Raw genomic sequence first — 23,058 nt, forward strand, 5'->3', positions numbered from 1 at the left:
TATAGATTGGTGCTGGGAGAGGGTGAAGGACAAAAGCCGTATCTTCAAGGCTGGGAGCTGGTCGAGAACACAACGGATGAGGACTGGGAGGGGGTGCAGCTCACCCTCGTCTCCGGTCGCCCCGTAAGCTTCATCCAAGACCTCTACCAGCCGCTCTATCTCCCGCGTCCTACCGTCGGCCCCGATATCATCCCCGCCGCCGCGCCAGAGATTCACGAGGCTGCGCTATTGGATTACCTAGTAAGTCAGCCAGGGGGAGGAATCTCTTCGAACGTGCTGACGGCGGCACCGGCTTCTATGGCCAAGCGATCCGTGAGGGCCGAGTCTATGCGGCAGTCGGTGACTTCCCAGGCCGAGGGGCGCAGTGCGGGGGAGCTGTTTCAGTACAACATCAAAGCCCCCGTGGCGCTGCCACGGCAGCAGGCGGCGATGATCCCCGTGGTCTCCGGCGACATTGGCGGCGAGAAAGTCTCGCTCTACAACGCCGATACCGATCCGAAGTACCCGATGAACGCGCTGAGGCTGGTCAATGACACGGGACTGCACTTAAAAGCGGGGCCGATCACGGTTTTTGATGGTGGAACCTACGCAGGCGATGCACGGCTAGGGGAGGTCACCCCCGGCGATATACGGCTGATCACCTACGCGGTGGACCTGAGTATCGAGGGCGTTCGCACCGAAGAAATTCGCAACGGCAGTGAGTCTAGCCTGACGATCAAGCGCGGCGTGCTGACCATCACCTCGAAGAACCGTCGGGAGACACTCTATAAATTTACCTCGAAGGCTACTCTCCCCCGCACGGTCTTGGTCGAGCACCCGCTCTGGGCTGGCTGGGAGCTGGTTGCGCCTACGGAGCCCACCGAGACCACGCGGGATCGCTACCGGTTCGCCGTGTCCCTCGCGCCGGGCATGACCGAGACGCTCACCGTGGCACAAGAGCAAGCATACGGAACGACGGTCGCACTGCTTGATGCCGATGCGACTCAGCTCATGCACTACGCCAGCCAGGGAGAGATTCCCGCGCGCCTGAAAGAGGCCCTGGCTGTTACCATTGCCCGCCGTCGCAAGATCGCGGAGCTAGAAAGTAGCGCCGATGGGCTGGATGCAGAGCGCACCCAGATCCATGAGGAGCAGGGCCGCATCCGGGGAAATATCGCCACGCTGGACAAAGACTCCCCGCTCTACCGTCGCTATTTAGACGAGCTCAATGGCCAGGAGAACCGCCTTCTGGAGCTACGGGAAGAGAGCAACCGCCTGCGGAAATCCGCCCAGGATGCTGGAAACGAATTGAAGGCTTTCCTTGATACATTGGACTTATAAGAGAGCCCCGCCGGTTGGAGCGGTGGGACTAGAGACGATGCCGATTGGAACGGCGTCGCTGGAGAGCTAAAGCTACGAAGGCCGCTTCGGGCCATAGGAATATTGGGATTTATGGGCGGCACGCCCTTTGTAGCGCGAAGCGCTCTACAGTCACCCCCCTCCAACGGGGGTGAGGAGAAAAAACGATGCGAACAACCATGATACTACCGATGATCGTGCTGGCGCAGGGGCCAGCGCTCGCGAAGGCTCAAGAGAGTGTGCTCCCGGTGCGTGCCGTGACTCTCTTTTCCTCCGGGGTGGCCTACACCCAGCGCGAGGGGCGCGTAGAGGGCAACGCCACCGTGCCACTGACTTTCCGCACCACCCAGATCAACGACATTCTAAAATCGCTGGTGCTCATCGATGAAAATGGCAAAGTCCAGCCCGCGATCTATGCCGCCAAGGACCCGGTCAATCGTACGCTTCAGAGCTTTGCGGTGGATGTGACCCAGCCACTGGAGCGAACGGCCTTGCTCAACCGGCTCCGGGGCCAGACCATCACGGCGACAGCCGCGAGTCCGATGACAGGGAAGCTGGTCAGTGTTGAAAATAAGACTCTCCTGGGAGCAGATGGGAAGCCCGTTAGTGCTGAGTTTCTGAACCTTCTGACCGAGCGTGGCTTGAGCACTGTGCGTCTGGATCAGGTTACGGATATTTCGTTCAATGACCCGAAGGTGGCACGCGAGTTTGGCGAAGCGCTGGCGCTGCTGGCGGCGGGGGCAGATGATAAGCGGCGGAGCGTGACCCTGCGTTTTGAGGGCAAGGGTGAGCGACGGGTGCAAGTCGGCTATATCTCCGAAGCGCCGCTCTGGAAGATGAGCTATCGGCTCCTGCTCTCCGGCGTGAAAGAGGGGAGCACGGTACCGTATCTCCAGGGCTGGGCTCTGATCGAGAACACGACAGATGAGGACTGGAACGGGGTGAGCCTGACCCTCGTCTCGGGTCGTCCGATTAGCTTTATCCAGGATCTCTACCAGCCACAGTACATTGCTCGCCCTGTGATTGGTGCCGATCTCAGCGTCTCGCCTCTGCCCCAGCTCTCCGAGTCTGTGATGGAAGACCGGAGCAATCTCGCCGCACGGGCCGCGATTACGAACTCCATGATGCGAGGGCAAGGTGGTCAATTTGGCCGAGGGGGAGGCTTCGGTGGGCCGGGGGCAATGCCTGCGCCTTCTCCCGCTGCTGCGGCGGATAAGCCACTAGATCCCGAAGCGATGGCGGAGTCGGTTTCCGCACAGGCGTCGGGGGAGAAGCAGGGGGAGCTATTTACCTACAAGATCACCTCGCCCGTCGCGCTTCCGAGGCAGCAGGCGGCGATGATTCCCGTCGTGGCGCAGGATATTGCCGGGGAGAAAATCTCGCTCTACAACCCTACCACCGACACGCGCTTTCCCTTATATGCCGTTCGCCTGAAAAACAACACGGGGCTCCACCTCAAAGGTGGGCCGGTGACTCTCTTTGATGGCGGAACCTACGCAGGCGATGCGCGGATGCTCGACATTCCGCCCGGCGACAACCGTATTCTGACCTATGCCGTGGATCTGGGGCTTCAGGGTGAGGTGCAAAACAAAGATGGTAGCTCGGTGGAGACCAGCCTGACCATCAAGCGCGGCGTGCTGATCCGTGCCCGGAAAGAGACCATGGAGGTCGTCTACAACTTCCGCAATAAGTCCGACAAGCCCCGCACTGTTCTGGTAGAGCACCCCTACAGCGCGGAGTTCAAGCTGGTTGCCCCCGCCAAGTTCGAGGAGCGTACCACGAGTCTCTATCGGTTCCGTGTGAGTGTCCCTGCGGGCAAGACCGAGGCACTCATCGTAAAAACCGAGCGCCCTCTCTCGGAGACCTACGCACTTCTGGATGCCGATGTCAACTTTATCGAGGTCACGACCCAGCGTAAAGAGGGGGTCTCTGTCAAGCTCAAAGTCGCTCTGGAAGATGTCTTAGCCCGGCGGCGCAAGCTCCAGGAGCTGGAGAGCCAGAGCAATGAGCGGGATATCGAAGTGAAGCAGATCGAGCAAGACCAGAGCCGGATTCGGCAGAACATGAACGTCCTAGATCGCAACTCGGAGAGCTACAAGCGCTATGTTCAGCAGCTTGATGAGCAGGAGATTCGCATCCAAGCACTCCGCAAGCAAGCCACCGAGCTACGGGCACAGAGAGCGAGCGCTGAGCGTGACCTACGTGCCTTTTTGGATAAGCTAGAAATCTAGTCTCAAAATTTTTACTGAGAACCATAAGAATAACTTCGGCAACCTCTGGCACACTTTATGCATTTAGGAAACTTGCAGGAGTTATTCTTATGGTTCTCAGTAAAATAGTCAGCCGCCCCATCGCGAGTGGCTTTGTGTGGCTCACTCCGTTTTTGAGCGCAGTGGCTCCCTACGCAGGGGGTATCGCGTTAGGGCTTTTTCTGGCTAAGTTCTGGCTCTAGCGGGTTGCCCTGGCAGCAATTCCCTGTGCAACTCGCCCCAGATCGGCTCCGCTATTGGCCAGAAGGATCACCGCATTGTCGCCGTCTAGCTCGCGCCAGTAGTGGGTAGCGAAGCCAGGACGACTCCCGCCATGCTCAGTGGTGCGTTTTCCGGCCACCCCCGCGAGGTTCCAGCCAAGGCCGTAGGGGTATGGCTTGCCACTGTTTAGCATCACGGGCTCAAAAAGCCGGGCGCGGGTCTCGGGCTTCAAGAGAGAGCCGTTGCGGAGCATCCCTTCCCACTTGGCCAGATCTTGCACCGTCGTCAGGAGGCCCCCGCTGGCAAAGTCACGGCTCCAGGAGGCCACATTCACGCGCTTCTCCGACTCTAGGGCATAGCCATCGGCGCGGTTGGCAACCAGCTCACTGAGCGTATGGCGGCGCGTGGCACGCATCTCTAAGGGCTGAAAGAAGCGCTCCGTGAGAAACTGATCCCAGGTCTGGTTGGTGATGCGCCGGATCACTTCCCCAAGAAGCACAAAGCCGAAGTTGCAGTACTGCCACTTCTCGCCAGGGGCAAAACGCAGCGGTAGTGGCTTGACCGCTGCTATGGCATCGGCCTCGGTGTAGCGGCGCGTGAGATCCATTGGCTCATCGGGGACCAGGCCCGACGTGTGCGTGAGCAGGTGCCGCAGGGTGATCTTCTCCCAAGTCGGCGGTATCGGAAGCGTCTTGGGCAGATGGCGAGACAAGGGATCGTCGAGAGCGAGCTTTGACTCTTGCTCCAGCAGCAGAATACTAGCCGCAACGGCCTGCTTGGTCACGGAGGCGAGCTGGTAGACCGTCTCCGCCGTCGCCGGTGTCCGTGTCTCCAGGTTGGCCTGACCGTAGCCGCCGGATTTGAGGATTTTCCCCTGGCGCACCAGCGCCATCGAGAGTCCTGGGACTCTCTGGAGCCCAAGCTCCTCGTTGATGTAGCTGTCAATAGGATCGTCAAATAGTCGCAAATTTTGCCTACTTTCCCTCGCGGACGATCCAAGCTAGAAGCGCCACTTGCTCCTGCCAGCTTAGCGCCGCCGCCCCTGAGTCGCCGCGCTGGCAGGCATCCAGGCGCTCGCGGGCGGTGCCGTTGCCACTATCAAACGCATCATAAAACGGATGCGGCCCCGTCATGCCCACCCAGTAGCGCGTGTTGCCCCAGTCACCCTCGCGCCGGTGCACGAGCTGATGGATGTAGTTAGCCGTACTGTCCTCTTCATGCACCTGCACGAGCTTATGGGCCGCATCCAGATCATCATTAAGCAAGTGCAAGAGCGCCCGCAGGTTGTACGAGCCCTCCGAAACTTTTGAGAGCAGCCCCGGCAGCCATGGCGCTTTCGGACAGAGGGGAGCATCTGTGCGAGCAAGAAGTGTCGCAGCAATAGCATGAAGCGGGTGCGTTTCGGGCAGTGGGTTTGTCATGAGGGTAGGTATCCAAAGAGGCGCACGGAGCCGTGGGCTAGGGAGCTATCGGGGAGCGGCGTGGAGTTTTCGGAGTTGGGAACCGCCAGCTCTAAGATAAGATTCAGCGCGTCGGAGGCGACCACTTGGGCCTTGTAGACGGTCAATGGCAGCTCGCCCCACGTGGCAGTGCGGTGGCTGAGAATCCGGCAGATCACCACGTAGTCGTTTTCAAGCTGGCCTTGGCGCACCAGCGCCAGCGTGTCGGCGGAGAGCTTATCGGCATCGCGGAGTAGGTCGCGCATGGCATTGGCACCACCGGGAGCGAGCGTCGCGAGGCCATAGAGCGCCAGCTCACAGGGCTTGCTCATGGCGGCTTTGTAGCGCTCTGCATGAGTGGCCTGATCTGTGGTGCAGACAATCAAGCGCTGACTGCCTACGGCCAGCTCCGCCAGCGGGAGCCCCTCCTGGGGGTCGCGCCAGAGCCGCCGCAGTGTCCCCGCCAGGCGCTGCTCGGTGACCAGGTCGGGTAGCTCCGAGGCATCCGCCGCTCCGACCGTCAGAAACTCCTTGCGCCGCTTCAGGCTCCGCGCCACCAGTGCGCCAAAGCCTCCCAAAACCAAGAGCAACGCAATCGGCAGAATGGTCTCCATGCCGCCTATTGTACCCAAATCATCTCCGCCGATTGAAATCGGCGGCACTCTGAACGAGCGCTTGGGCGCGGGCTTGGGCGACACCGTCTTCGCCGGGCTCTAGAGGCTTTTGCGGATCGCGGACGCAGGCGGCGAAGTGCTCGACTTCGAGCTGGAACTGATCTTGGTGCTCAAAGAAAAAGGCTTCCTCGGTGTCGGAGTTGTTGGCACGGACGAGAACTCTGACGCCGCTCTCGCCGACTTGAAACGCTCGCTCGGCGGTGATGCTTCCCTCGCGCCCGACTAATTCGTAGCGGCTGGTGAAGGCTTGATCAAAGCCGCCGATGAGGCTGGCGGTGCGGTTTTCGGCAAAGGCGAGGAGCGCCGCTGTGTGAATGTCCACGCCGGTCCCGGAATCACGAACGGCGAGGGCTTTTGCTTCGGTGGGCTCGCTACCAAGGAGCCAGCGGGCGGCGTTGAGCGGGTAGACGCCTACATCCAGAAACGCGCCGCCGCCTTGCGCGGGGTTCCAGCGGATGCCTGCATGATCCGCCGTGGCGGGGTAGGTGAAGATCCCACGAAAGTGCACCGGCTCGCCAATCGCGCCGCTTTGTAGCACCTCAAAGACTTTCTGGTGCTGCGGATGGTGTCGGTACATAAACCCCTCCATCAGCCGCAAGCCCGACGCCACTGCTGCGCCTGCCATCCACTCGGCCTCCGCAACCGAGAGCGCGAGGGGCTTGTCGCAGAGGACGTGCTTGCCCGCCGCGAGGGCCTTGACCGTCCACTCGGCGTGCTGATCGTTGGGGAGGGGAATGTAGACCGCCTCAATGTCCGGGTCGGCAAGCAGTGCGTCGTAGCTGCCATAGGCTCTTGCCACGCCGTGTTTTTCGGCGGTGGCCTGCGCTTTTTCGAGAGTGCGTGAGGCCACCGCATGGAGCGCCGCATTTCCCGCACTTTTCAGTGCAGGAGCCATGCGGCGCTCGAAGACGCGGGCGCAGCCTAGGACGCCAAAACGGACGTCATCCACTACCGTCGTGCTCGTCCGGGGCGCTGTGCGAGCTTCTTGGCCTTCTCGATCTCCGTGGCGTAGGCTTTCTCGTCCCAGGCTGTGAGTGTGGTGGCGATAGCTCCACAGTTGCTGTAGGTCTCTTTCTCGGAGAGCATCGCAATCAAGAGCTTGGCATCCGCGGGATCGTGCTTGAGCCTGCCTAGCGCACGGATCGCCTCACCGCGTCGGGCATCACTCAGATGGGTGAGCAGGCCACGCCAGAGCGAGCGCAGGTCTTCCCGCTCCAGCCGGCCCAGCTCATCTAAGCTCCCCAGAGCGGGGAAGCGCAATGCATCGGCCTTTGCCACGGCGGCGATGGCCTGAATGTCGGTATCGGACGCGCCATCGGCAAGAAGCCCCTGCATCGCAACGGTTTTATCCAGCCCAACGGGGGCATGCTTCACAATTGCCAGGCGCTCCTCGGGGGCAAACTCGTGCTTCAGCTCGCGCAGAAAGTCATGATCGGGATCAAGTAGCACCGCACTTGGCTTCGCAGACGCCTTGATCTTAAAGACCTGCTCCGTTGCATTCAGCGTGACCTCAAAACGGCTCAGGCTGTCTTGGATCAGGCCAATCTTGGCGGGAATCGTGTAGATCGGGGTGCCGTCGGAGGTGTCCTGGGTCTGCTTCACACTCACCAGCACCGCTTTTTCTGCCTCGTCCCACTTCCAATCGTACTCCAGCACGGGGTGGCCGGGCTTGAGGAGCCACTGCTGGAAAAACGGCTCGCAGTTGATGCCGCTAAAGTCCGTAAAGGCGCGACAGAGATCTTCCCACTCCACGGGCGTGTGGCGGTGCTCGGTGAGATACTTCTTGATGCCGCCAAAGAACGCTGCATCGCCTAACTGACGGCGTAGCGTGTGCAAGATCGCGCCGCCCTTGGGGTAGGTGTGGCTGTCGAACATCACCTCGGGGTCGCGGTAGAGATTGGTCGAGACTGGGCGCTTGTAGCGGCGCGACTCGGCCAGGTAGCCCCGTATATTGCTGTCCACTTCACGGTCGTAGGCGTTCTTGCCCCGGCTGTGCTCAAAGTAGAGCACCTCCATGAACGTGGCGAAGCTCTCGTTGAGCCAGACCTCGCCCCAGTCTTTACAGGTCACCAAGTCGCCAAACCACTGATGGGCTAGCTCATGGGAGTTGAGGCTCGCCATGTTGCGAAAGCCCGAGCGAAAGTCGGTGAGATTGCCCACGCCGAGGGTCGTGGAGGAGACATTTTCCATGCCGCCACCAAAGTCATACATCGCGTTCTGTGCGTATTTCTGCCACGGGTACTTCACCCCGGTAATCTTGGAGAAGAACTCCAGCATGTCGGGTGTGTCGCTAACGCTAGCGTCAATCATGCTCGCAAAGCCCTTGGGCACGACATACCACAGCGGCACATCGCGCCACTTGTCTTTTTTAATGTCAAACGGTCCGGCGACCAGCGCCATGAGATAGGTCGCGTGGGGCTGTGTCATTTTCCAGTGCGAGGTGCGACGGCCATTCTTCACGGTCTCTTTCTGGGGCAGGCCATTGCTGACCACACTCCACTCGGCTGGAACGGTGGTGATGGTCTCGGTGGTGGTCATGTCGTTGGGATAGTCCCAAGTCACGGCCCACTCGCGATTACCCGCCGTCTCACCCTGGGTCCAGAAGCCCTGCTTCTCTTTGTTCTGGTCATTGGGAAGCATCCAGTGGAAGCCATCTCCCTGGCCAAAGCCTCCTCCTTGAATCGCCCCCCCCGCGTAGGTAAAGCGCACCAGAAGGGCTTTATCTTTGGCAAGCGGTGCGGGGAAGCGCACCGAGACAATATCGCCGTCGCGGGTGAACTTCAGCGCCTGCCCACCTGACTCTGCTGTCTTGACCTCGATATTCTTGCCCGCATGGAAGCGCAGCACCGTGAGCTTATCTCGGAGCGGCGCGACGGTGTTGGTCGAGGCTCCGGTGAACTTGCGATTAGGCCAGTCAATGTCCAGCTCCACTTTCAGGTGCTGGAGGTCGAAGTCACGGTCCGGAGCATACTGGATCGTGGCGGCAGGAGGAGTGAAAGGGTTGCCTCCCGCCCGGCGCTGTGCCGAGGCAGGAAGTGCCGCTAGACCAAGCGCGGCAAAGAGGAGGGGAAGGGAATAAAGGCGAGACATAGGGACATTTTACCTGATCTTAACCCTTGACTAAAAAGCTTATTTTGCCTACAATACTAGCATCTCAAAACGAAGGGGGTGGTGGCATGCACAACAGTCATAGTCTCCGGGGGGGTCTCGCGGGCTGATTTTAGCTCGTGAGCTTGTCTCATGGGTCATGATGACTCCCAGAGGCGAGGCTTCCCCGACGTGAGCGGCCCGGCGGATTCGCAAGAATCCGCCGGGCCGCAACGCGTTTTAGCCGCCCATTTTCACAGGGCTTCCCATCGTGGGGGGGGGCATTGCCATCCCGCCGCCCATCTTTACCTCGCCGCCCATCGTGACCTCGCCACAGTCTGCGCCCATGCCATTGATTTTATGCACCGGGTTGTCTGCGTGATCGTCGGAGAGGGGCTTGGTGGTGCAGCACGAGGGATCTACTCCGGCGAGCATCATGCCCTGGCCCCGGCTCTCGTGGGTGCGAATGCTGGGTGGATCGAGCGGATCGCGTAGCTGGATCAGAAGCGTGGTACGGGCTTCGTTGCTGGCGTTGATGCCGCTGCCATGAATCGTGAGATACGAGAAAAAGAGCACATCGCCCGCCTCCGCAGGACATGGGGTCGCATCCTCGACAGGATACTGCTCGGGATCAAGGTGCCAGCCGCCTGCGGAGTCATGCGGAAGCATTCCGAGCCTATAGCTGCCGGGCACCACGCGGACACAGCCTTTTTCTAGCGGCGCATCATCGAAGTGCACAATGGCGGCGATCATGGAGTGGTTGGCGTGCGGAAAGAACGGCGCGTCTTGGTGCATCGGAAACGGGCTGCCCTTCTCTGGCGGCTTGATAAACATCTTGGTGTGGTGGAGCTGGACATTGGGGCCGATAATCTGCGCCGCCACTCCCGCAAGGCGCTCGTCCACGATCAGCCGTGCCAGACCCGCATCGTAGAACTGGACATCGTGACAGTGCTGGAGCGACGAGGTCTTCCCGCCCTCGACATAGTCCCGCGCCGCCCCCCACGTCGCATCGGAGCCTTTATTACTCTCCACGTAGAGCTGGTGCGCTAGGTCATGAAGCGCCTGACGGTGCCGCGCCATCTCGTCTTTATCAAAGAGTCCCTTCACGAGAATATAGCCATTCTCGCGATAAAAATTAAGTTGGTCATCCGTGAGCATGATTTGAGTATACAATAGATCATGCAATCTCCAAAACTCGCAGCCTTTCCCAAGGCTTTTATGGACGAGCTCTGCGTCCACAAGACCATGACCGTTTTCGACTGGATTACTCTTGCCTCAACTCTTGACATTGATGGCCTGGAGTTCTACGCGGGCTTCTGTGAGGGCGACAGTCCAAGCTGGCTTGCCTCAGTGCGCGAAGCACTGGCAGCAAAAAACCTCGCCATGCCCATGCTCTGCTGCTCCCCGGACTTCACCGCCGATGATATTGAAAGTGAACTCGAAAAAGAGCGTGGCTGGATCGCGCTCACGGCCGCATTGGGCGGGAGCTACTGCCGCGTGCTCTCCGGCCAGCGCCGCCCCGATCTGTCGCGGGAAGATGGCGTGAAGCGCGTGGTTGGGGCGATCTCCAGCCTCTTGCCCTTTGCAGAAGCGCACGGCGTCACGCTGATCATCGAGAACCACTACAAAGACAACTACTGGACACACCCTGAGTTTGCGCAAAAATCCGATGTTTTCTGTGAGATTGTCAATGCCATAGACTCCCCGTATTTTGGCGTCAACTACGACCCCTCCAACGCCTTCTTGGCAGGCGAAGACCCGCTAGATGTCCTCGCGCTCGTCAAGCACCGAGTGCTCACCATGCACGCCTCGGACCGCTACTTAACGTCCGGCACCATCGACGATCTGCGCAAAGAAGAAGACAGTGTCGGCTACGCCTCCCGCCTCGCCCACGGGGTCATCGGCGAGGGCCTCAACGACTATGATGCCATCTTCACCACACTCAAAGCCGCTGGGAGCACGCCGCGCTGGGTGAGTATCGAGGACGGCATGAACGGCATGGGGGATTTGGAAAAATCCGTCGCCTTCGTCCGCAAAAAACTCACCCAGCACTTCGGGTAGAATGTCACCATGAGACCGATTGTACAGATTTCCCTTGATATTGTAGACCTCGACGAGGCCCTTGAGACCGCACATCTCGCGATGCGGGCAGGCGTGGACTGGCTGGAGGCCGGAACCCCGATGCTGATGGCGCACGGGGCCAATGGCGTACGCGTGTTGCGCGAGGCCTTCCCCAGCGTCCCGATTGTCGCGGATCTGAAGATCATGGATGGTGGCTACCGTGAAGTGGAGATCGTCGCCAAAGTCGGCGCAACCCACGTGGTCGTGATGGAGCGAGCGCACCCGCACACGGTCAAAGAAGTTGTCCGAGCAGGCCGGGACTTTGGGGTGGAGGTGATGGGCGACAACATGATCTCCGAGAACCTGATCGACTCCGCTCGGCGCTTAGAAGACCTAGGCTGCGGCTACGTCATCCACCACATCGGCTTCGACGAGCGCCGTGGGATCGCGGCCAGCGGTGCGCGCATGCCCAGCCCGCTCGATCAGCTCCGCGAGGTCTGCGAGGCCGTGAGCATCCCCGTGCAAGCCGTCGGCGGTCTTTCCACCGATCAGGCCATCGCGTGCCCCAGCTACGGCGCGCCTCTTGTCGTGCTCGGAGCCCCGCTCACCGTGGACGACTACGCCTTCAAGAGCGCCAGCAACAACCTCGAAGAGATCGTCCGCCACATCTGCGAGCGCATCCACGCCCAAGGGAGCTGATATAGCCCCTGGTATTCGTTTCCGAAGGAGTATAAAATAGCCTCATGCTTACAATCACGGTGGATGGCGAACTTGAGGTACGGCTTCGAGCGAGGGCAAACCGTGCGGGACGTACGCCTGATAACTTTGCCCTTGCAGCTCTTGAACACAGCCTTGAAGATGACGACGACTGGTCAGCCCTTCAAAATGCCCTTGCTCAGCATGGAGGGAAGGGCATCCTTCCGGCACAACTACCTGATGACCCTAAGCAGGCACAATTACAGGGCTTAGGAGCTTTTGCGAGTGATCCGGAGTGGGATGAGTTTCTTGAGGCAATCGTGAGAGAGCGTGAGCGTGCCAACTCTTGTGAGTCCGAATGAGCCTCTATCTGCTGGACACTGATATAGTCTCTTTACTCTTCCGTTCCACAGATAAAACGACAGCACTCCATCGGCGCTTTGAAGAAACGTCCGCAACGGATCGCGTGATCAGTGCCATCACGGTTGAAGAAATGCTTCGTGGAGCACTGGCTGTCATCCGATCCGAAGAAACGCGCTCAGGGGGGACACAGGGCTACCAGCGCCTTGCACAGCTTGTCCCCTTTCTTGCAACCTTTCGCATCGCTTCTTTCACAGATGCCACACAGGAAATCTTTCGCGCCATGCCCGCATCACTGCGCCGTCTTGGTAGTGGCGACTGTAAAATTGCAGCTACCGCACTGCACTACAATTTGATTGTCATAACACGAAACCTTCGTCACTTCCAACAAATCCCTGGTGTAGTCTGCGAAGACTGGACAGAGGAGTAAGAACCATAGCTCCCCACGAAGCCCTCCAAGACTTGCAAGAGCGGATGCACCAAGACGGTTTCAGTACCGGTTGGCCGGAGCTGACGGAGCGTCTTTTCTTCACCCAAGTGGAGGGCTTCTGGTTTATCGACTACTTCGGTGAGGGGGAAGCGTATCTGGCAGAGCTCTTTCAGCTTCTCGCACGCCCAGAGCTCGCCGAGACACTTCGCTGGTTGAGCTTACGCAGTCCAGATGTGGGAGCAAATGGCACCCGTGAGTGGGACTTTACGCCGCTTCTAGAGGCCAAGGCACAATTTCCTTGTTTGCAGTCGCTCCAGATCGCACGAATGCCTCCGGAGAACCACAATCACTCTATTGTCGGTAAGGGCTACGAAGAGAGTGGCCAGCTTGGTGCGCTTCTAGATCGCATGCCCGCGCTCATTGAACTCTGGACTCCCTCGGCTCCCGATGCCACGTTCTGCGAGCGCGTTGGTCACCCGCTCCGGCTTCTGCACCTAGACTGTGGCTACGACCACCAGGACTTTATTGCCCACCTAGCCCAATCGCGTTGCTTTCCCCAGCTAAAGCATGTTGAGTTCAGCGACTACGCGCAGTTTTATATGCAGGACTGGCAAGCGAGCTGTGTGCCCTTTGAACACTACGAACTGCTTCTGAGTTCAGAAACTCTGCCTGCCTTTTCGCGCTTTTTCCTTCGTAGCGCACATCTTAGTGAAGCGCAGATAACCCACTTGAAAACACAGCGAGCGGGGCTTCACTTTACCTACCAAAACCCAAGGATTATCTAAATGACTCAAAAAATAGCACTGGTTACCGGCAGCGTCCGGGGCATTGGGAAAGTGATTGCCGAGCGGCTGGAGGCGAAGGGCTGGACGGTGGTTCGGCACGCACAGACGGCGACGGAGCTGGAGGGCTTGGCTGGGGTTGCGGGCGATCTCGCGGAGGCGAGCGTTCCTGAGGCGATTATCACGGAAGTGATCGAAAAGTACGGGCGGCTGGATGCGCTGGTGAACAATGCGGCGCTGACGACACGCTCCAACTTAGAGACTACCGATGTGGCGCTCTTTGATAGATTAATGGCGGTGAATCTTCGTGCTCCGCTGCTGCTGATTCAGGCGGCGCTCCCTCACTTCCGGGCACAGGGCGGGGGGAAAGTGGTCAATATTGGCTCGTCGAATGCCTACTGCGGCGAGCGAAATCTGCTGGCGTACTCGATGACCAAGGCCGGGCTGATGGTGCTGACGCGGAACTTAGGGGATGCGCACGGGGCCGAGGGCGTGCGGGTGAACCAGCTCAATCTGGGCTGGACAATCTCCGACAGTGAGTACGCACTGAAGATCTCCGAGGGACTGCCGCCCGACTGGCCCGAGCGGCTCCCCAAGTCCGTCGCGCCCTCGGGGGGCTTACAGACCCCCGAGGACGTTGCGGCGATGGTATCCTGGCTGCTCTCCGACGATGCCCCGCGTGTCAATGGCCAGGTCTGGGACTTTGAGCAGTACCCGCTGATCGGGCGCAATCCCCCCAAAGATGTCGCGACATAGGCTACTTGATGGCTTTGAGGGCGCTCTCCAGAACGGGGTCGCTGGTCTCCGTGGCCACGGCTTCGACGGTCACATCGGGCTTGAGAGGGTTCTTCTCCAGACGCATCCCGCCTGGCGAGACATAGTCCGAGAGGGGAACTTGCACCTCAAAGCCCTCGGTGTCGCGTAGGGGAACAAAGAACGAGACCAGCACCGCACCTGCTGAGGGCTTGCCCACCAGAACCGCACCACGTTGCTCTTTAAGAACCGCGCTGGAGATCTCCGAGGCGCTCGCGGAGCCTTTGTCGAGTAGGATCGCCAGCTTGCCCAGATACGGCGCTTGAGAGAGCTTGAAGGTCTTGCTGGTAGGGCCTGCCCACTTGGCAATCGCCACCATGTCCTTGCCATCGCCACCCACGGTCTGGATATAGCGCTCCGCCATCTGGCGGCCCACCTGGGTGCCAATCGGGGTGCCCACGGGCGTGAGAAGTGAGAGCAGGTGGTTGCAGTTGCTGACAAGCCCGCCGCCATTGCCGCGCAGGTCAATCACCAGAGACTTTGCCTTCTTGGCATTGACTTCCTCGATAAAGCCCGCGATCTGCTTGACATTATAGGTGCGGGCAAACGAGGGGATTCGCAGAACGGCAGTTGTCTTATCGGTCCAGGTCAGCGTGTTGGGCTGGTCGGTGGAGTAGGCTTTCTTGAGCACCATGTAGTTCTTGATAAGCCCGGTACTCTTGCGCTTGATGGTCAGAAGAGTGGTCTCGCGGTCGGAGGGAATCGGGTAGGTTGTTGGCTTCTCTATCCCCTCCACGGCGATAATCTCATCGCCCGCTTCCAGCCCGAGCTGTGCGGCAGGGCCTTTCGGGGCAAGGGCGGTGATCTTGAGGCCACTCTCACTCTTCTCCGTGCGCAGGCCAAAGTTCTGTGTCACCCCGGTGATACGGGCCTTGGCGCTCTGGGGAGAGAAGAGGCGGATGTGGCTGATTCCAAAGTCACGGAGGGCTTCATTGACCGTATTGACAAACGCGGGGACATCCTCGGACTTATCGAGCTCGCTGCGGCGCTTCTCTAAAAAAGCGGGCCACTGGGCAAAGTCTACACCAGGAACAAAGGCCTGGCGCTGAATGCTCGCCTGCATGGTCTGCAAGACTTTTGTCTTACTCTCGGGGGTAATAGCCTGTCCAAAGGTACTGGAGAGCGAGCCCAGCAAGATGCCAAGCGTGAGAAAAGAGCGAAATTTCATGGGTTTTTCTTACCTTTCAGAGCGGCTTCTACAAAAATAGGGGCCGCAAGCTCCGCCGAAGAGAGGAGCATGTAGTTTTTCGAGACGCGGTGAATCCGCCGCGCCAAGTCGGGGTCGAAGCAGCGTAGCACGAGCGGCATCGGGCGCTCACCACGCGTCTCCTCAATCAGGCTCTGTGCCGTGAGGCCAATCTCCAGGTTCAGAGCATCACTAGACGTTGCCGCAATCAGAGCCCGTGCTCGTCTTAGCCCTGCCTTCAGCAGCGCCTCTGGTCGTGTGGCATCTCCCAGTAAGATCGGGATGCGGGTGGCGAGATCGCGGAAGTAGGCATCGTCGGGTGTCATGTCCACTACCACCACTCGCAGGTTTCGTGCCCGAAGATCTCCCGCGATGGCATAGCCGACACTGCCGAGGCCGCAGATAATCACATGGTCTTTGTAGCGCCGCGCCATTTGTTCGGCGCGGGCCTGCTGCGCTGCCCCCGAGAGGATGTAGTTGGTGAGCAGCGACGAGAGCGTGGCCAGTAGTAAGAGCCCTCCAAACATGAGCAGCATCCCAAAGAGCTTCATGGCTGGAGCGGCATCATGGAGGTTGAAGTCGCCAAAGCCCACGGTCGTCAGGATCGTCACGGTGAAGTAGGCCGCGTCTAAGTAGCTGATACCGAGATTCTGATGGAAGATCAGCACGCCCCCCAGGAGGAGCAAGACGAGCAAGAACATTAGGAGCGACAGATCCGTGCGGGGTGCAGGCCGCAGCGTGAGCCGAGTGTTGCTTCTCGCGCGAGCAGGCAGGCGCTCGGGCGGCGGTGCGAGAGCCGCTTCGGCAAAGTGTGGCGCGGCGAGCAGGGGGGGGACGAGCACGTGTGTGATGTCAAAATCATGCTCCAGCCGATCCCCCAGGCGTGCATCCGAGTGGCGCATCACGAGACAGAGCTCTGGGTGCTGGCTTCGGACATCGAGGGCCGTCTCCAGGTTGATCAGATCGTCTGAGGTTGCCAGGATCAGCGCACGAGCACTCTCGAGTCGTCCTGCCTCACGCGTGTCCGGGAACCGAAAGTCTCCTGTGATGAGCTGCGCCCCGAGATCCAGTGCGGCGACTCGCCTGTCCTCTCGCGTCTCCGGGCTCGTGATGGCCACCACCGCGATTTTCTGCTCTCGCAGGAGCTGCACGATCCTAAGGCCAAAGCGCCCCAAGCCACAGACCACCACATGGTCGCTCAGCGCATCGGGAAAATCAGGGAGAAAATTCGTCGGCACACCGTATTATAGCCAGTCCTTTAAAGATAGTGAGCTTGGCATGGATTTTGTTATATCGCTAAAACATGATGACGGACACAAAACGTATTGCTTTTGGCTGGTATGGCACTCTTGTTCCTGAGGTGGGCGAGTTTAGCTGTGAGCGACCGCAAGGGACTGCCGCACTCGCTCTTAAGCAGGGCGTGCGTCGTGGGGCAGTGGAGCTGATGCGCGCTCTTCAGCGTGATGGCTGGGAGATCTGGATCTACACACTGGGGGCGCTAGCGAGCCACCAAATCCGCCTTTTCTTTGCCCTCAATGGAGTCAAGCTGGGGGGAGTCATCACCGGGCATGAGCATCAGAATGCCGTTCGGCTTGGGCGTGCTCCTCGAACCTCTATCAAGCACGCTCCCGCCTTTGATCTGGATCTTATCGTGGACGATAAAGACGTTACCGCGCAGGCAGGGCGACGCTATGGCTTTGATACCCTCAAGGTGACAAACTGCCACAAAGACTGGACTCTCTCCATCCGCGCGCACTGCCTCTCCTACTACCGTAACGACGCCGAGTACCCTCTGGCGGCGTAAGCCTACTCTCGGGTGATGGCCTCATCTAAGTTGAGGAGAATACTGGCGGTCATGGCGTAGGCGGCGAGCTCGCTCGGGTCGCACTTCGGGTCGGGCTTGCTCTCGCCCATTGCCAGCAACTTTTTCGCTTCCTCAGGTGTGGCTCTGTAGCGCGCGAGGCGCTTTTCGAGTCCCGCTCTATGGAGGGCAAGCTCTTGGACACTCGGGCGGCGAGAGAGGAGCTCACGGTAGACCCACGTGATGCGTGCATCGGGGGTGGTGCCACCCTCTAAGAGCATTCGCTGGCCGATCTGGCGTGCGGCTTCCACGAAAGTCACCTCGTTAAGGAGCGCTAGCGCCTGAAGCGGTGTGTTGGTGCGACTGCGTCTCACGCGGCACGTATCGCGGCCTGGCACATCAAAGAGCCCCATGGTCGGTGGACCCGCGCTACGCTTCCAGATTGTGTAGAGGCTGCGCCGGTAGAGGCCGTCGGGCGTTTTGTCGTTTTTATAGTTTCGCAGATTGCCGTAGACATTGAGCTCGTCCCAGAAGCCCTCGGGCTGGTAGGGGCGGACGCTACGCCCCCCGAGTTTCTCCACCAGCAATCCACTGGCGCAGAGTGCCTGATCGCGGATCACCTCGCCGGGCAGCCGCAGGCGCGTGGCGCGGGCAAAGAGCCGGTTCTCCGGGTCGCGCTTGAGCAGTGCGGGCGTTGTTTTCGAGCTCTGTCGGTAGGTCTGGCTCAGGACGATGGTCTTCTGGATCGCCTTCATGTCCCACTTGAGCCGAATGAACTCCGATGCCAGCCAGTCGAGAAGCTCCGGGTGGCTGGGGAACTCGGCGCGGATGCCAAAGTCCTCGGTGGTGGAGACAATGCCCACTCCGAAGAACTTCTCCCAGAGCCTATTCACAAAGACGCGGGCCGTGAGCGGGTTTTTCTCGCTGGCGATCCACTTGGCAAAGCCGAGGCGTGTGCTAACCTCCCCTTGGCCAAACGCGGCGGGCAGGCCGGGCTTGACTTCCTCGCCGAGCTGGTCGTACTGGCCGCGCTTGAGAACGTAGCACTTACGCGGCGTCTCCATCTCCGCCATCACCATCGTGGCGGGAATGGTCGCATCGTAGTCCGTCAGGGCCTTCTTAGCCACGGCGAGCTGCTGGTCTGCGCCCCGCGCGGCGCTATCCACATTGGCCCTAAACCAGGCCAGACGCTCGGGGGTTCCAGCGGGCGGGATTCCCTCCGACGAGGGTGTCTCTGAGTCGGTGAGGGCGACCTTGAAGCGGGCGAACTGGTGCTGGCCGTACTGCGAGCCAAAGCGCAGGGTGAGGGTCACGCTCTCGCCCGTAATTGGCTTATCGAGTGTGAAGGTCGCCGTGTGGGGCTTATCGGTCTGGCCGTAGATTCCCCAGCCGGTCGCGGGGTCGGTGTCAATCGCATCGCTGATCGGGTTGCCGTTCTGCGAGAAACCCGCGACCGCTTTGCTGGGATGTGCCGCGTTGAGAGTCACATCGGTCAGAACAAAGTTGCCATTGGACGAGCGTCCGACTTTCCCTTTCTCCGGGAAGACTTCGAGCCGAACGCCGCGCACCGGCTTGCCACCGGTGGGGAGCGTGAGCGTGTAGGTCTCGGTGTCGCCGTTCTTTCCCGTGGCAAAGAGCTGGTTGTCGGGGAGCACCATGAGGTTGGCGCTCTGGGCAGTCGCCTTGCTGGGGCGCACCCCGATCCACGATGTCACCGGGTACTTCGCCGCCGCGCCGCTCGCCTCCCACGCCGCCAGCAAGCCGGGTAGCTTAGCCTCTGCCGCCTTGACAATACTCTCTGCGCTCGCAACTTTCTCGCCCAGCTCCGCCAGCCGCTTTTGCTCGTCGGTGGTGGGAGCTTTGAGGGTGGGGGGCGTGTTGATATTGACCCCCTCGGTGCCCGCGCCGCTCTCGGGGACGTTGTTGAAGTAGGAAAAGAGCGAGTAGAACTCTTTTTGGCTGATGGGATCGTACTTGTGGTCGTGGCAGCGTGCGCACCCTACGGACATTCCCATCCAGACCGCCCCGACTGTTTCCAGGCGATCTATCACGCCCTCAACCCGCCACTCCTCGGCGATCAGGCCGCCCTCGGTGTTGATGCGGTGGTTGCGATTGAAGCCCGTCGCTAGCTTCTGGCTGACGGTCGCATTGGGGAGCATATCGCCGGCAAGCTGCTCGATCGTGAACTGGTCGAAGGGCATGTTCTTGTTGAACGCCTCGATCACCCAGTCCCGCCAGCGCCACTGGTAGCGCTCGTGGTCGTTCTGGAAGCCATTGGAGTCGGCGTAGCGCGCCATGTCCATCCACGAGATGGCCATCTTCTCCCCGTACCGTGGCGATGCCAGCAACCGATCCACGACTTTCTCGTAGGCGCGGGGCGACTTATCGGCCAGAAACGCCTCCACGTCTGCAACACTCGGCGGCAGCCCCGTTAAGTCCAGAGCCACCCGCCGGATCAGCGTCGCCTTATCCGCCTCCGGCGAGAGTGTCAGCCCCTCTTTGGCGAGGCGTGCGGAGATATAGCCATCTATCCCCCGCACTCTCCCTCCTCCCAGGATTGGGAGGAGGGCTGGGGAGGAGGGAAGTGGAGCGAACGCCCAGTGCTGCTGGTACTTGCCGCCTTGGCCGATCCAGCGCCGCAGAAGCGTCTTCTCGCCCTCTGTGAGCGTCTTGCCCGAGTCCGCCGGTGGCATCTGGAGTGCGCCCGTCGCCCCGATCCGATGCGTGAGCTTGCTGGCCAGAATATCCCCACCGACAATCGCCGCGTTGGGCAGATCGAGCCGCAGACCTGCCGCACGCTTGCTTTCGTCTTGGCCGTGGCAGGTAAAGCACTTGCCTGAGAGAATCGGACGAATATCGCGGTTGTAGTCCACGGGCGGCGCAGGCTTAGTTGCGCTCGGCTGCGCCAGCGCCAGCCCCGCCAAGGCCACAGACCCAAAAAACAGACTCCAGAGAGCTTTCATACCTCACAGTTCGGTAGGAAGAGACCAGTCTCCTGCCAAACAAACAAGTTTTCTCGAACCGCCTCGTCGCCCGTGCCCTCGCAGAGGAGCTATGCTCTCTATGGGATCGGGTTCGGCCACAGCTCCGCGGGAGGGTAAAAGTGCCCCGCCGCCGATGCTGCGATTAGCGATACACTGAAGGTATGAGCACAAGCATCATAGACGTCGTGGTTCTGGCGAGTGGGCTCAACCAGATCCCACTCTACGAGGGCTACGTCCCCGGCTACAAGGCACTGATTCCCTACCACGGGCGCGCCTCGATTCAGTACGTCCTCGATGCCCTCACCGCCGTGCCGCGCGTGGGGCGCATCTGTATCGAAGGGCCACAGGCGCAGCTCCAGCCCGAGCTCGCCGAGCGCCTGAGTGCCGACTCCCGCATCACGCTCGTCGAGGGCGGGGAGAGCTTTCTCGACAGCCTCGTCATTGGGCTGCGGCACTTTCAAGACGCGCCCGCCGTTCTCTTTATCGCCGCCGATATTCCCCTGGTCACCCCCGAGGCGATCCAGAGCTTTCTCACGGCTTGGGAGAGCGCGCCCACGACCTACCCGCAGAACCTCTTTCTCTCGGCGGTGCCCAAGAGCGCCTACACCGGCCCCTACGAGCACTTCACCAAGCCCTTCAATCACTACCGCGACATCACGCTCTGCCATGGCAATTTCTTTATCGCCGAGCCCGCGCTTCTGGAGCAGCCGGGCCTCAAGGAACGGATAGATCGCTTCTACGCGGGCCGCAAAAACGCTCTCACCACGACCCTGGCGCTGGGCTGGAAGATTGCACTGGCCTACCTGATCGAGGTCGAGGGGCTCCACCTGCTGACCCTGGAGCAGTTCGCCCACTTTGTCTCCAAAGAGCTAGGCTTTGGGGTCACGCCACTACTGGTCGGCTATCCCGAGATCACGATCGATGTGGACGAGCACGATGACTACGACTTTGTAAAAGAGAGAATCGAGGAGCGATGGCGCTTAAAGTCATGACCCTCAACCTGCTCTACGCCGGGGCGGTCAATCCGGCGGGCACGTGGCCCATGCGCCTGCCGCTGGTGCTGGACGTGCTGCGTGAGAGTGGGGCAGAGCTTATCGCTGTGCAGGAGGCGACCGCCCCTCAGCTTCGTGACCTAGAGCATGCCCTCCCTGAGTTCACGTTTATCACCGGCCCTGAGAGCGGTGAGACCCGCCTCCCGCGTGTGCTCCACCGTGCGACCCGCTTGTTGCACCGCGCCCGTGCCCGCCGCGCAGGCCACGACCACACCGCCACGGTGCATCTACATATCCCACGCGGCGAGCACTGCACCATTCTCTTTCGCACCGACAGCTTTGAGCTACTAGAGAGCAGTGCCTTCTGGGTCTCGCACAAGCCCGACTCCGAGGGAAGTGTCCTGCCTGGCTCCTGGCTGCCGCGCGTGGTCAACTGGGCACGCCTCCAGAAGCGCACCACCGGCCAGGTTGTCACGGTTTTCAATGCCCACCTGGACTTTCTGCCCTGGGCACCGCTCCGCTCCGCCCGTATCCTGCGCCGGATGCTCGACACCCACTGGGACAGCACGCTTCAGGTTCTCTTGGGAGATTTCAATGCGCAGCCGCGCTCGAAAGCCTACGCGCACTTAGGCGCAGAGCTTGCCCAGACTCCCCACCCGCCGCTCCGAGACGCCTGGGAGGAAGCCCTAGAGCGTAGTGGGCCGGAAGGCACCTACCACGGCGGCACGGGACGTGTCCGCTGGATGGGCCGCTTGGATCGCATTCTCTTCCGCCCGTCGCTGACCGTCAGCCGCGTCACCACGCTCACCCATCAGTCTGAGGGGAAGTTCCCCTCGGATCACTATCCCGTGCTGGCGGAGTTTGTGGAGGTCGGCGATGATTGAGCGCCTCGAAAAGCTGCCACCCCTGACCCAGCGTGTTCTCACGGCGCTCGTGGGCATGCCGATCTTAGTCGCGCTCTGTCTCTGGGGCGCACGGCCTTTTGTGATCTTCACCGTGGTTCTGGCGCTCATCGGGCGCACCGAGCTCCAGCGGGCCTACGCCCAGTGCGGCATCCGTCCCAACGCCTTGCTCTCGCTCCTTGGAGCGCTGGTGCCGGGAGCGGTTCTTCTCCTGCGGCCTCCCTTGGGCGGCGGAATGCCCGCCGCGCCGCTCTCGCTGCTACTGATCCTCGCCTGTGGCCTCGTGATCGCCAGCCTGCTGGAGACAGGAGTGGCCTCGCACCCCAAGGAGGAGATCCACACGGGCAGAAACCTCGCCTACGGCCTGCTGAGCGGGGCCTACGTCGCGCTCTTTGGCGGGATCGCGCTCCTGCGGCTGACGCTCTGGCACGGCCCCAAAGGACTCTGGCCGTCGCTGGATGGCGGAGCGGCGCTTGTCTTGCTCACCGCCGCCTGCACCATCGCGGGCGACAGCGGCGCATACTTTGTCGGGCGCTGGCTTGGGCACCACAAGCTCGCCGAGGGACTCTCGCCCAAGAAGACCACTGAGGGCCTTATCGGAGGCATGGTCGCCAGCCTGCTTATCGGGAGCGGCCTAGGTCAGCTCCTTCTTGGCTCCCCGATATTTGGCCTGATCGTCGGAGCACTGGCCGGGATTCTCGGGCCACTGGGGGATCTCTTCAAGTCCGCCCTCAAGCGCGAGATCGGCATCAAAGACTTTGGCGCTCTCCTCCCCGGCCACGGCGGCATCCTCGACCGCTTCGACAGCCTCCTCTTCACCGCCCCCATCGTCGCCCTCGTCGCCACAACTATCGGCCCGTAGAACGAGCCTTGTGTTTGACACGTCACGGTGGGCCGTGGTATCGTAGCCGCAATGCAAATGCGAAAGCTGGTTCAGTGGTGGTGGCGCACGGGGGCTTGCCCGGTGCGCGCTGTCTGCTAAACACGCCGACGCTGCACACGAAGAGAGGCAGGCTCCCGAGTTAAGACAACCGGGAGCCTG

Annotated in this window: 20 protein-coding genes and 1 pseudogene; 12 read left to right on the forward strand and 9 right to left on the reverse strand. The window is 60.7% G+C overall.

Annotation, left to right across the window (positions count from 1 at the left end; translation table 11 throughout):
• Positions 1-1,320: pseudogene (locus AC1XOS_RS05595) on the forward strand (hypothetical protein); the annotation flags it as partial.
• Positions 1,321-1,505: 185 nt separating this feature from the next.
• Positions 1,506-3,569 (forward strand): hypothetical protein, encoded by a 2,064-nt coding sequence (locus AC1XOS_RS05600; RefSeq protein ID WP_481961237.1) that lies wholly within the window; start codon positions 1,506-1,508, stop codon positions 3,567-3,569.
• 217 nt (positions 3,570-3,786) lie between these two features.
• Here the strand turns inward: AC1XOS_RS05600 and AC1XOS_RS05605 are convergent, their stop codons facing one another.
• The 6 genes from AC1XOS_RS05605 to AC1XOS_RS05630 form a co-directional block, all read right to left on the reverse strand.
• Positions 3,787-4,776 (reverse strand): serine hydrolase domain-containing protein, encoded by a 990-nt coding sequence (locus AC1XOS_RS05605; protein WP_481961238.1) that lies wholly within the window; start codon positions 4,774-4,776, stop codon positions 3,787-3,789.
• Positions 4,777-4,783: 7 nt separating this feature from the next.
• Positions 4,784-5,230 (reverse strand): hypothetical protein, encoded by a 447-nt coding sequence (locus AC1XOS_RS05610; RefSeq protein WP_481961239.1) that lies wholly within the window; start codon positions 5,228-5,230, stop codon positions 4,784-4,786.
• The gene (locus tag AC1XOS_RS05615) at positions 5,227-5,862 is read right to left on the reverse strand and encodes a hypothetical protein (protein ID WP_481961240.1); all 636 of its coding nucleotides are present in this window, start codon (positions 5,860-5,862) and stop codon (positions 5,227-5,229) included. Before AC1XOS_RS05615 ends, AC1XOS_RS05610 begins: the two co-directional genes overlap by 4 nt.
• A 19-nt stretch (positions 5,863-5,881) precedes the next feature.
• On the reverse strand, positions 5,882-6,871 hold the full coding sequence (locus AC1XOS_RS05620; protein WP_481961241.1) for a Gfo/Idh/MocA family protein: 990 nt from the start codon (positions 6,869-6,871) through the stop codon (positions 5,882-5,884).
• Positions 6,871-9,012, reverse strand: coding sequence for a M1 family metallopeptidase (locus tag AC1XOS_RS05625; protein ID WP_481961242.1), 2,142 nt, complete (start codon positions 9,010-9,012; stop codon positions 6,871-6,873). Before AC1XOS_RS05625 ends, AC1XOS_RS05620 begins: the two co-directional genes overlap by 1 nt.
• Positions 9,013-9,249: 237 nt before the next feature.
• Positions 9,250-10,167 (reverse strand): phytanoyl-CoA dioxygenase family protein, encoded by a 918-nt coding sequence (locus AC1XOS_RS05630; protein ID WP_481961243.1) that lies wholly within the window; start codon positions 10,165-10,167, stop codon positions 9,250-9,252.
• Between the two features lie 21 nt (positions 10,168-10,188).
• Here AC1XOS_RS05630 and AC1XOS_RS05635 point away from each other — a divergent pair, with 21 nt between their 5' ends.
• From AC1XOS_RS05635 to AC1XOS_RS05660, 6 genes are read left to right on the forward strand one after another with little or no spacing between them, the layout of a single operon-like run.
• Complete coding sequence (locus AC1XOS_RS05635; RefSeq protein ID WP_481961244.1) at positions 10,189-11,070, forward strand: sugar phosphate isomerase/epimerase family protein; 882 nt, start codon at positions 10,189-10,191, stop codon at positions 11,068-11,070.
• Between the two features lie 9 nt (positions 11,071-11,079).
• Positions 11,080-11,769, forward strand: coding sequence for an orotidine 5'-phosphate decarboxylase / HUMPS family protein (locus AC1XOS_RS05640; protein WP_481961245.1), 690 nt, complete (start codon positions 11,080-11,082; stop codon positions 11,767-11,769).
• A gap of 44 nt (positions 11,770-11,813) precedes the next feature.
• Positions 11,814-12,128 carry a hypothetical protein gene (locus AC1XOS_RS05645; RefSeq protein ID WP_481961246.1) on the forward strand — a complete coding sequence of 105 codons (315 nt, stop codon included), beginning with the start codon at positions 11,814-11,816 and terminating at the stop codon, positions 12,126-12,128.
• Positions 12,125-12,556, forward strand: a complete 432-nt coding sequence (locus AC1XOS_RS05650) for a type II toxin-antitoxin system VapC family toxin (protein WP_481961247.1) — start codon at positions 12,125-12,127, stop codon at positions 12,554-12,556. Before AC1XOS_RS05645 ends, AC1XOS_RS05650 begins: the two co-directional genes overlap by 4 nt.
• Positions 12,557-12,600: 44 nt before the next feature.
• The gene (locus AC1XOS_RS05655; protein ID WP_481961248.1) at positions 12,601-13,341 is read left to right on the forward strand and encodes a hypothetical protein; all 741 of its coding nucleotides are present in this window, start codon (positions 12,601-12,603) and stop codon (positions 13,339-13,341) included.
• A complete protein-coding gene (locus tag AC1XOS_RS05660; protein WP_481961249.1) occupies positions 13,342-14,094 on the forward strand; it encodes an SDR family NAD(P)-dependent oxidoreductase in 753 nt (250 codons plus the stop codon).
• A 1-nt stretch (position 14,095) separates the two neighbouring features.
• Here AC1XOS_RS05660 and AC1XOS_RS05665 read toward each other — a convergent pair whose 3' ends face one another.
• Positions 14,096-15,319 (reverse strand): S41 family peptidase, encoded by a 1,224-nt coding sequence (locus tag AC1XOS_RS05665; protein WP_481961250.1) that lies wholly within the window; start codon positions 15,317-15,319, stop codon positions 14,096-14,098.
• On the reverse strand, positions 15,316-16,575 hold the full coding sequence (locus AC1XOS_RS05670) for a potassium channel family protein (protein WP_481961251.1): 1,260 nt from the start codon (positions 16,573-16,575) through the stop codon (positions 15,316-15,318). Before AC1XOS_RS05670 ends, AC1XOS_RS05665 begins: the two co-directional genes overlap by 4 nt.
• 65 nt (positions 16,576-16,640) lie before the next feature.
• Here AC1XOS_RS05670 and AC1XOS_RS05675 point away from each other — a divergent pair, with 65 nt between their 5' ends.
• Positions 16,641-17,141 carry a hypothetical protein gene (locus AC1XOS_RS05675; protein ID WP_481961252.1) on the forward strand — a complete coding sequence of 167 codons (501 nt, stop codon included), beginning with the start codon at positions 16,641-16,643 and terminating at the stop codon, positions 17,139-17,141.
• A 2-nt stretch (positions 17,142-17,143) separates the two neighbouring features.
• On the opposite strand, the gene AC1XOS_RS05680 is transcribed toward AC1XOS_RS05675, so the two are convergent.
• Positions 17,144-20,101 (reverse strand): PSD1 and planctomycete cytochrome C domain-containing protein, encoded by a 2,958-nt coding sequence (locus tag AC1XOS_RS05680; RefSeq protein ID WP_481961253.1) that lies wholly within the window; start codon positions 20,099-20,101, stop codon positions 17,144-17,146.
• A gap of 182 nt (positions 20,102-20,283) precedes the next feature.
• Here AC1XOS_RS05680 and AC1XOS_RS05685 point away from each other — a divergent pair, with 182 nt between their 5' ends.
• The 3 genes from AC1XOS_RS05685 to AC1XOS_RS05695 are packed head-to-tail and all read left to right on the forward strand — an operon-like array spanning position 20,284 to position 22,878.
• Positions 20,284-21,114: a nucleotidyltransferase family protein gene (locus tag AC1XOS_RS05685; RefSeq protein WP_481961254.1), complete on the forward strand. Its 831-nt coding sequence runs from the start codon at positions 20,284-20,286 to the stop codon at positions 21,112-21,114.
• A complete protein-coding gene (locus AC1XOS_RS05690; protein ID WP_481961255.1) occupies positions 21,096-21,998 on the forward strand; it encodes an endonuclease/exonuclease/phosphatase family protein in 903 nt (300 codons plus the stop codon). The genes AC1XOS_RS05685 and AC1XOS_RS05690 overlap by 19 nt, the downstream gene beginning before the upstream one ends.
• Positions 21,991-22,878 carry a phosphatidate cytidylyltransferase gene (locus tag AC1XOS_RS05695; protein WP_481961256.1) on the forward strand — a complete coding sequence of 296 codons (888 nt, stop codon included), beginning with the start codon at positions 21,991-21,993 and terminating at the stop codon, positions 22,876-22,878. Before AC1XOS_RS05690 ends, AC1XOS_RS05695 begins: the two co-directional genes overlap by 8 nt.
• Positions 22,879-23,058 lie beyond the last annotated feature (180 nt).

It is taken from the genome of Armatimonas sp., assembly GCF_964826245.1.

Bases quoted from the DNA above. Each gene is read 5' to 3' on its own strand.
- AC1XOS_RS05600 (WP_481961237.1), top strand. From the start codon at position 1,506: ATGCGAACAACCATGATACTACCGATGATCGTGCTGGCGCAGGGGCCA.
- AC1XOS_RS05610 (WP_481961239.1), bottom strand. From the start codon at position 5,230: ATGACAAACCCACTGCCCGAAACGCACCCGCTTCATGCTATTGCTGCG.
- AC1XOS_RS05615 (WP_481961240.1), bottom strand. From the start codon at position 5,862: ATGGAGACCATTCTGCCGATTGCGTTGCTCTTGGTTTTGGGAGGCTTT.
- AC1XOS_RS05625 (WP_481961242.1), bottom strand. From the start codon at position 9,012: ATGTCTCGCCTTTATTCCCTTCCCCTCCTCTTTGCCGCGCTTGGTCTA.
- AC1XOS_RS05630 (WP_481961243.1), bottom strand. From the start codon at position 10,167: ATGCTCACGGATGACCAACTTAATTTTTATCGCGAGAATGGCTATATT.
- AC1XOS_RS05635 (WP_481961244.1), top strand. From the start codon at position 10,189: ATGCAATCTCCAAAACTCGCAGCCTTTCCCAAGGCTTTTATGGACGAG.
- AC1XOS_RS05640 (WP_481961245.1), top strand. From the start codon at position 11,080: ATGAGACCGATTGTACAGATTTCCCTTGATATTGTAGACCTCGACGAG.
- AC1XOS_RS05645 (WP_481961246.1), top strand. From the start codon at position 11,814: ATGCTTACAATCACGGTGGATGGCGAACTTGAGGTACGGCTTCGAGCG.
- AC1XOS_RS05650 (WP_481961247.1), top strand. From the start codon at position 12,125: ATGAGCCTCTATCTGCTGGACACTGATATAGTCTCTTTACTCTTCCGT.
- AC1XOS_RS05655 (WP_481961248.1), top strand. From the start codon at position 12,601: ATGCACCAAGACGGTTTCAGTACCGGTTGGCCGGAGCTGACGGAGCGT.
- AC1XOS_RS05660 (WP_481961249.1), top strand. From the start codon at position 13,342: ATGACTCAAAAAATAGCACTGGTTACCGGCAGCGTCCGGGGCATTGGG.
- AC1XOS_RS05665 (WP_481961250.1), bottom strand. From the start codon at position 15,319: ATGAAATTTCGCTCTTTTCTCACGCTTGGCATCTTGCTGGGCTCGCTC.
- AC1XOS_RS05675 (WP_481961252.1), top strand. From the start codon at position 16,641: ATGATGACGGACACAAAACGTATTGCTTTTGGCTGGTATGGCACTCTT.
- AC1XOS_RS05680 (WP_481961253.1), bottom strand. From the start codon at position 20,101: ATGAAAGCTCTCTGGAGTCTGTTTTTTGGGTCTGTGGCCTTGGCGGGG.
- AC1XOS_RS05685 (WP_481961254.1), top strand. From the start codon at position 20,284: ATGAGCACAAGCATCATAGACGTCGTGGTTCTGGCGAGTGGGCTCAAC.
- AC1XOS_RS05690 (WP_481961255.1), top strand. From the start codon at position 21,096: ATGGCGCTTAAAGTCATGACCCTCAACCTGCTCTACGCCGGGGCGGTC.
- AC1XOS_RS05695 (WP_481961256.1), top strand. From the start codon at position 21,991: ATGATTGAGCGCCTCGAAAAGCTGCCACCCCTGACCCAGCGTGTTCTC.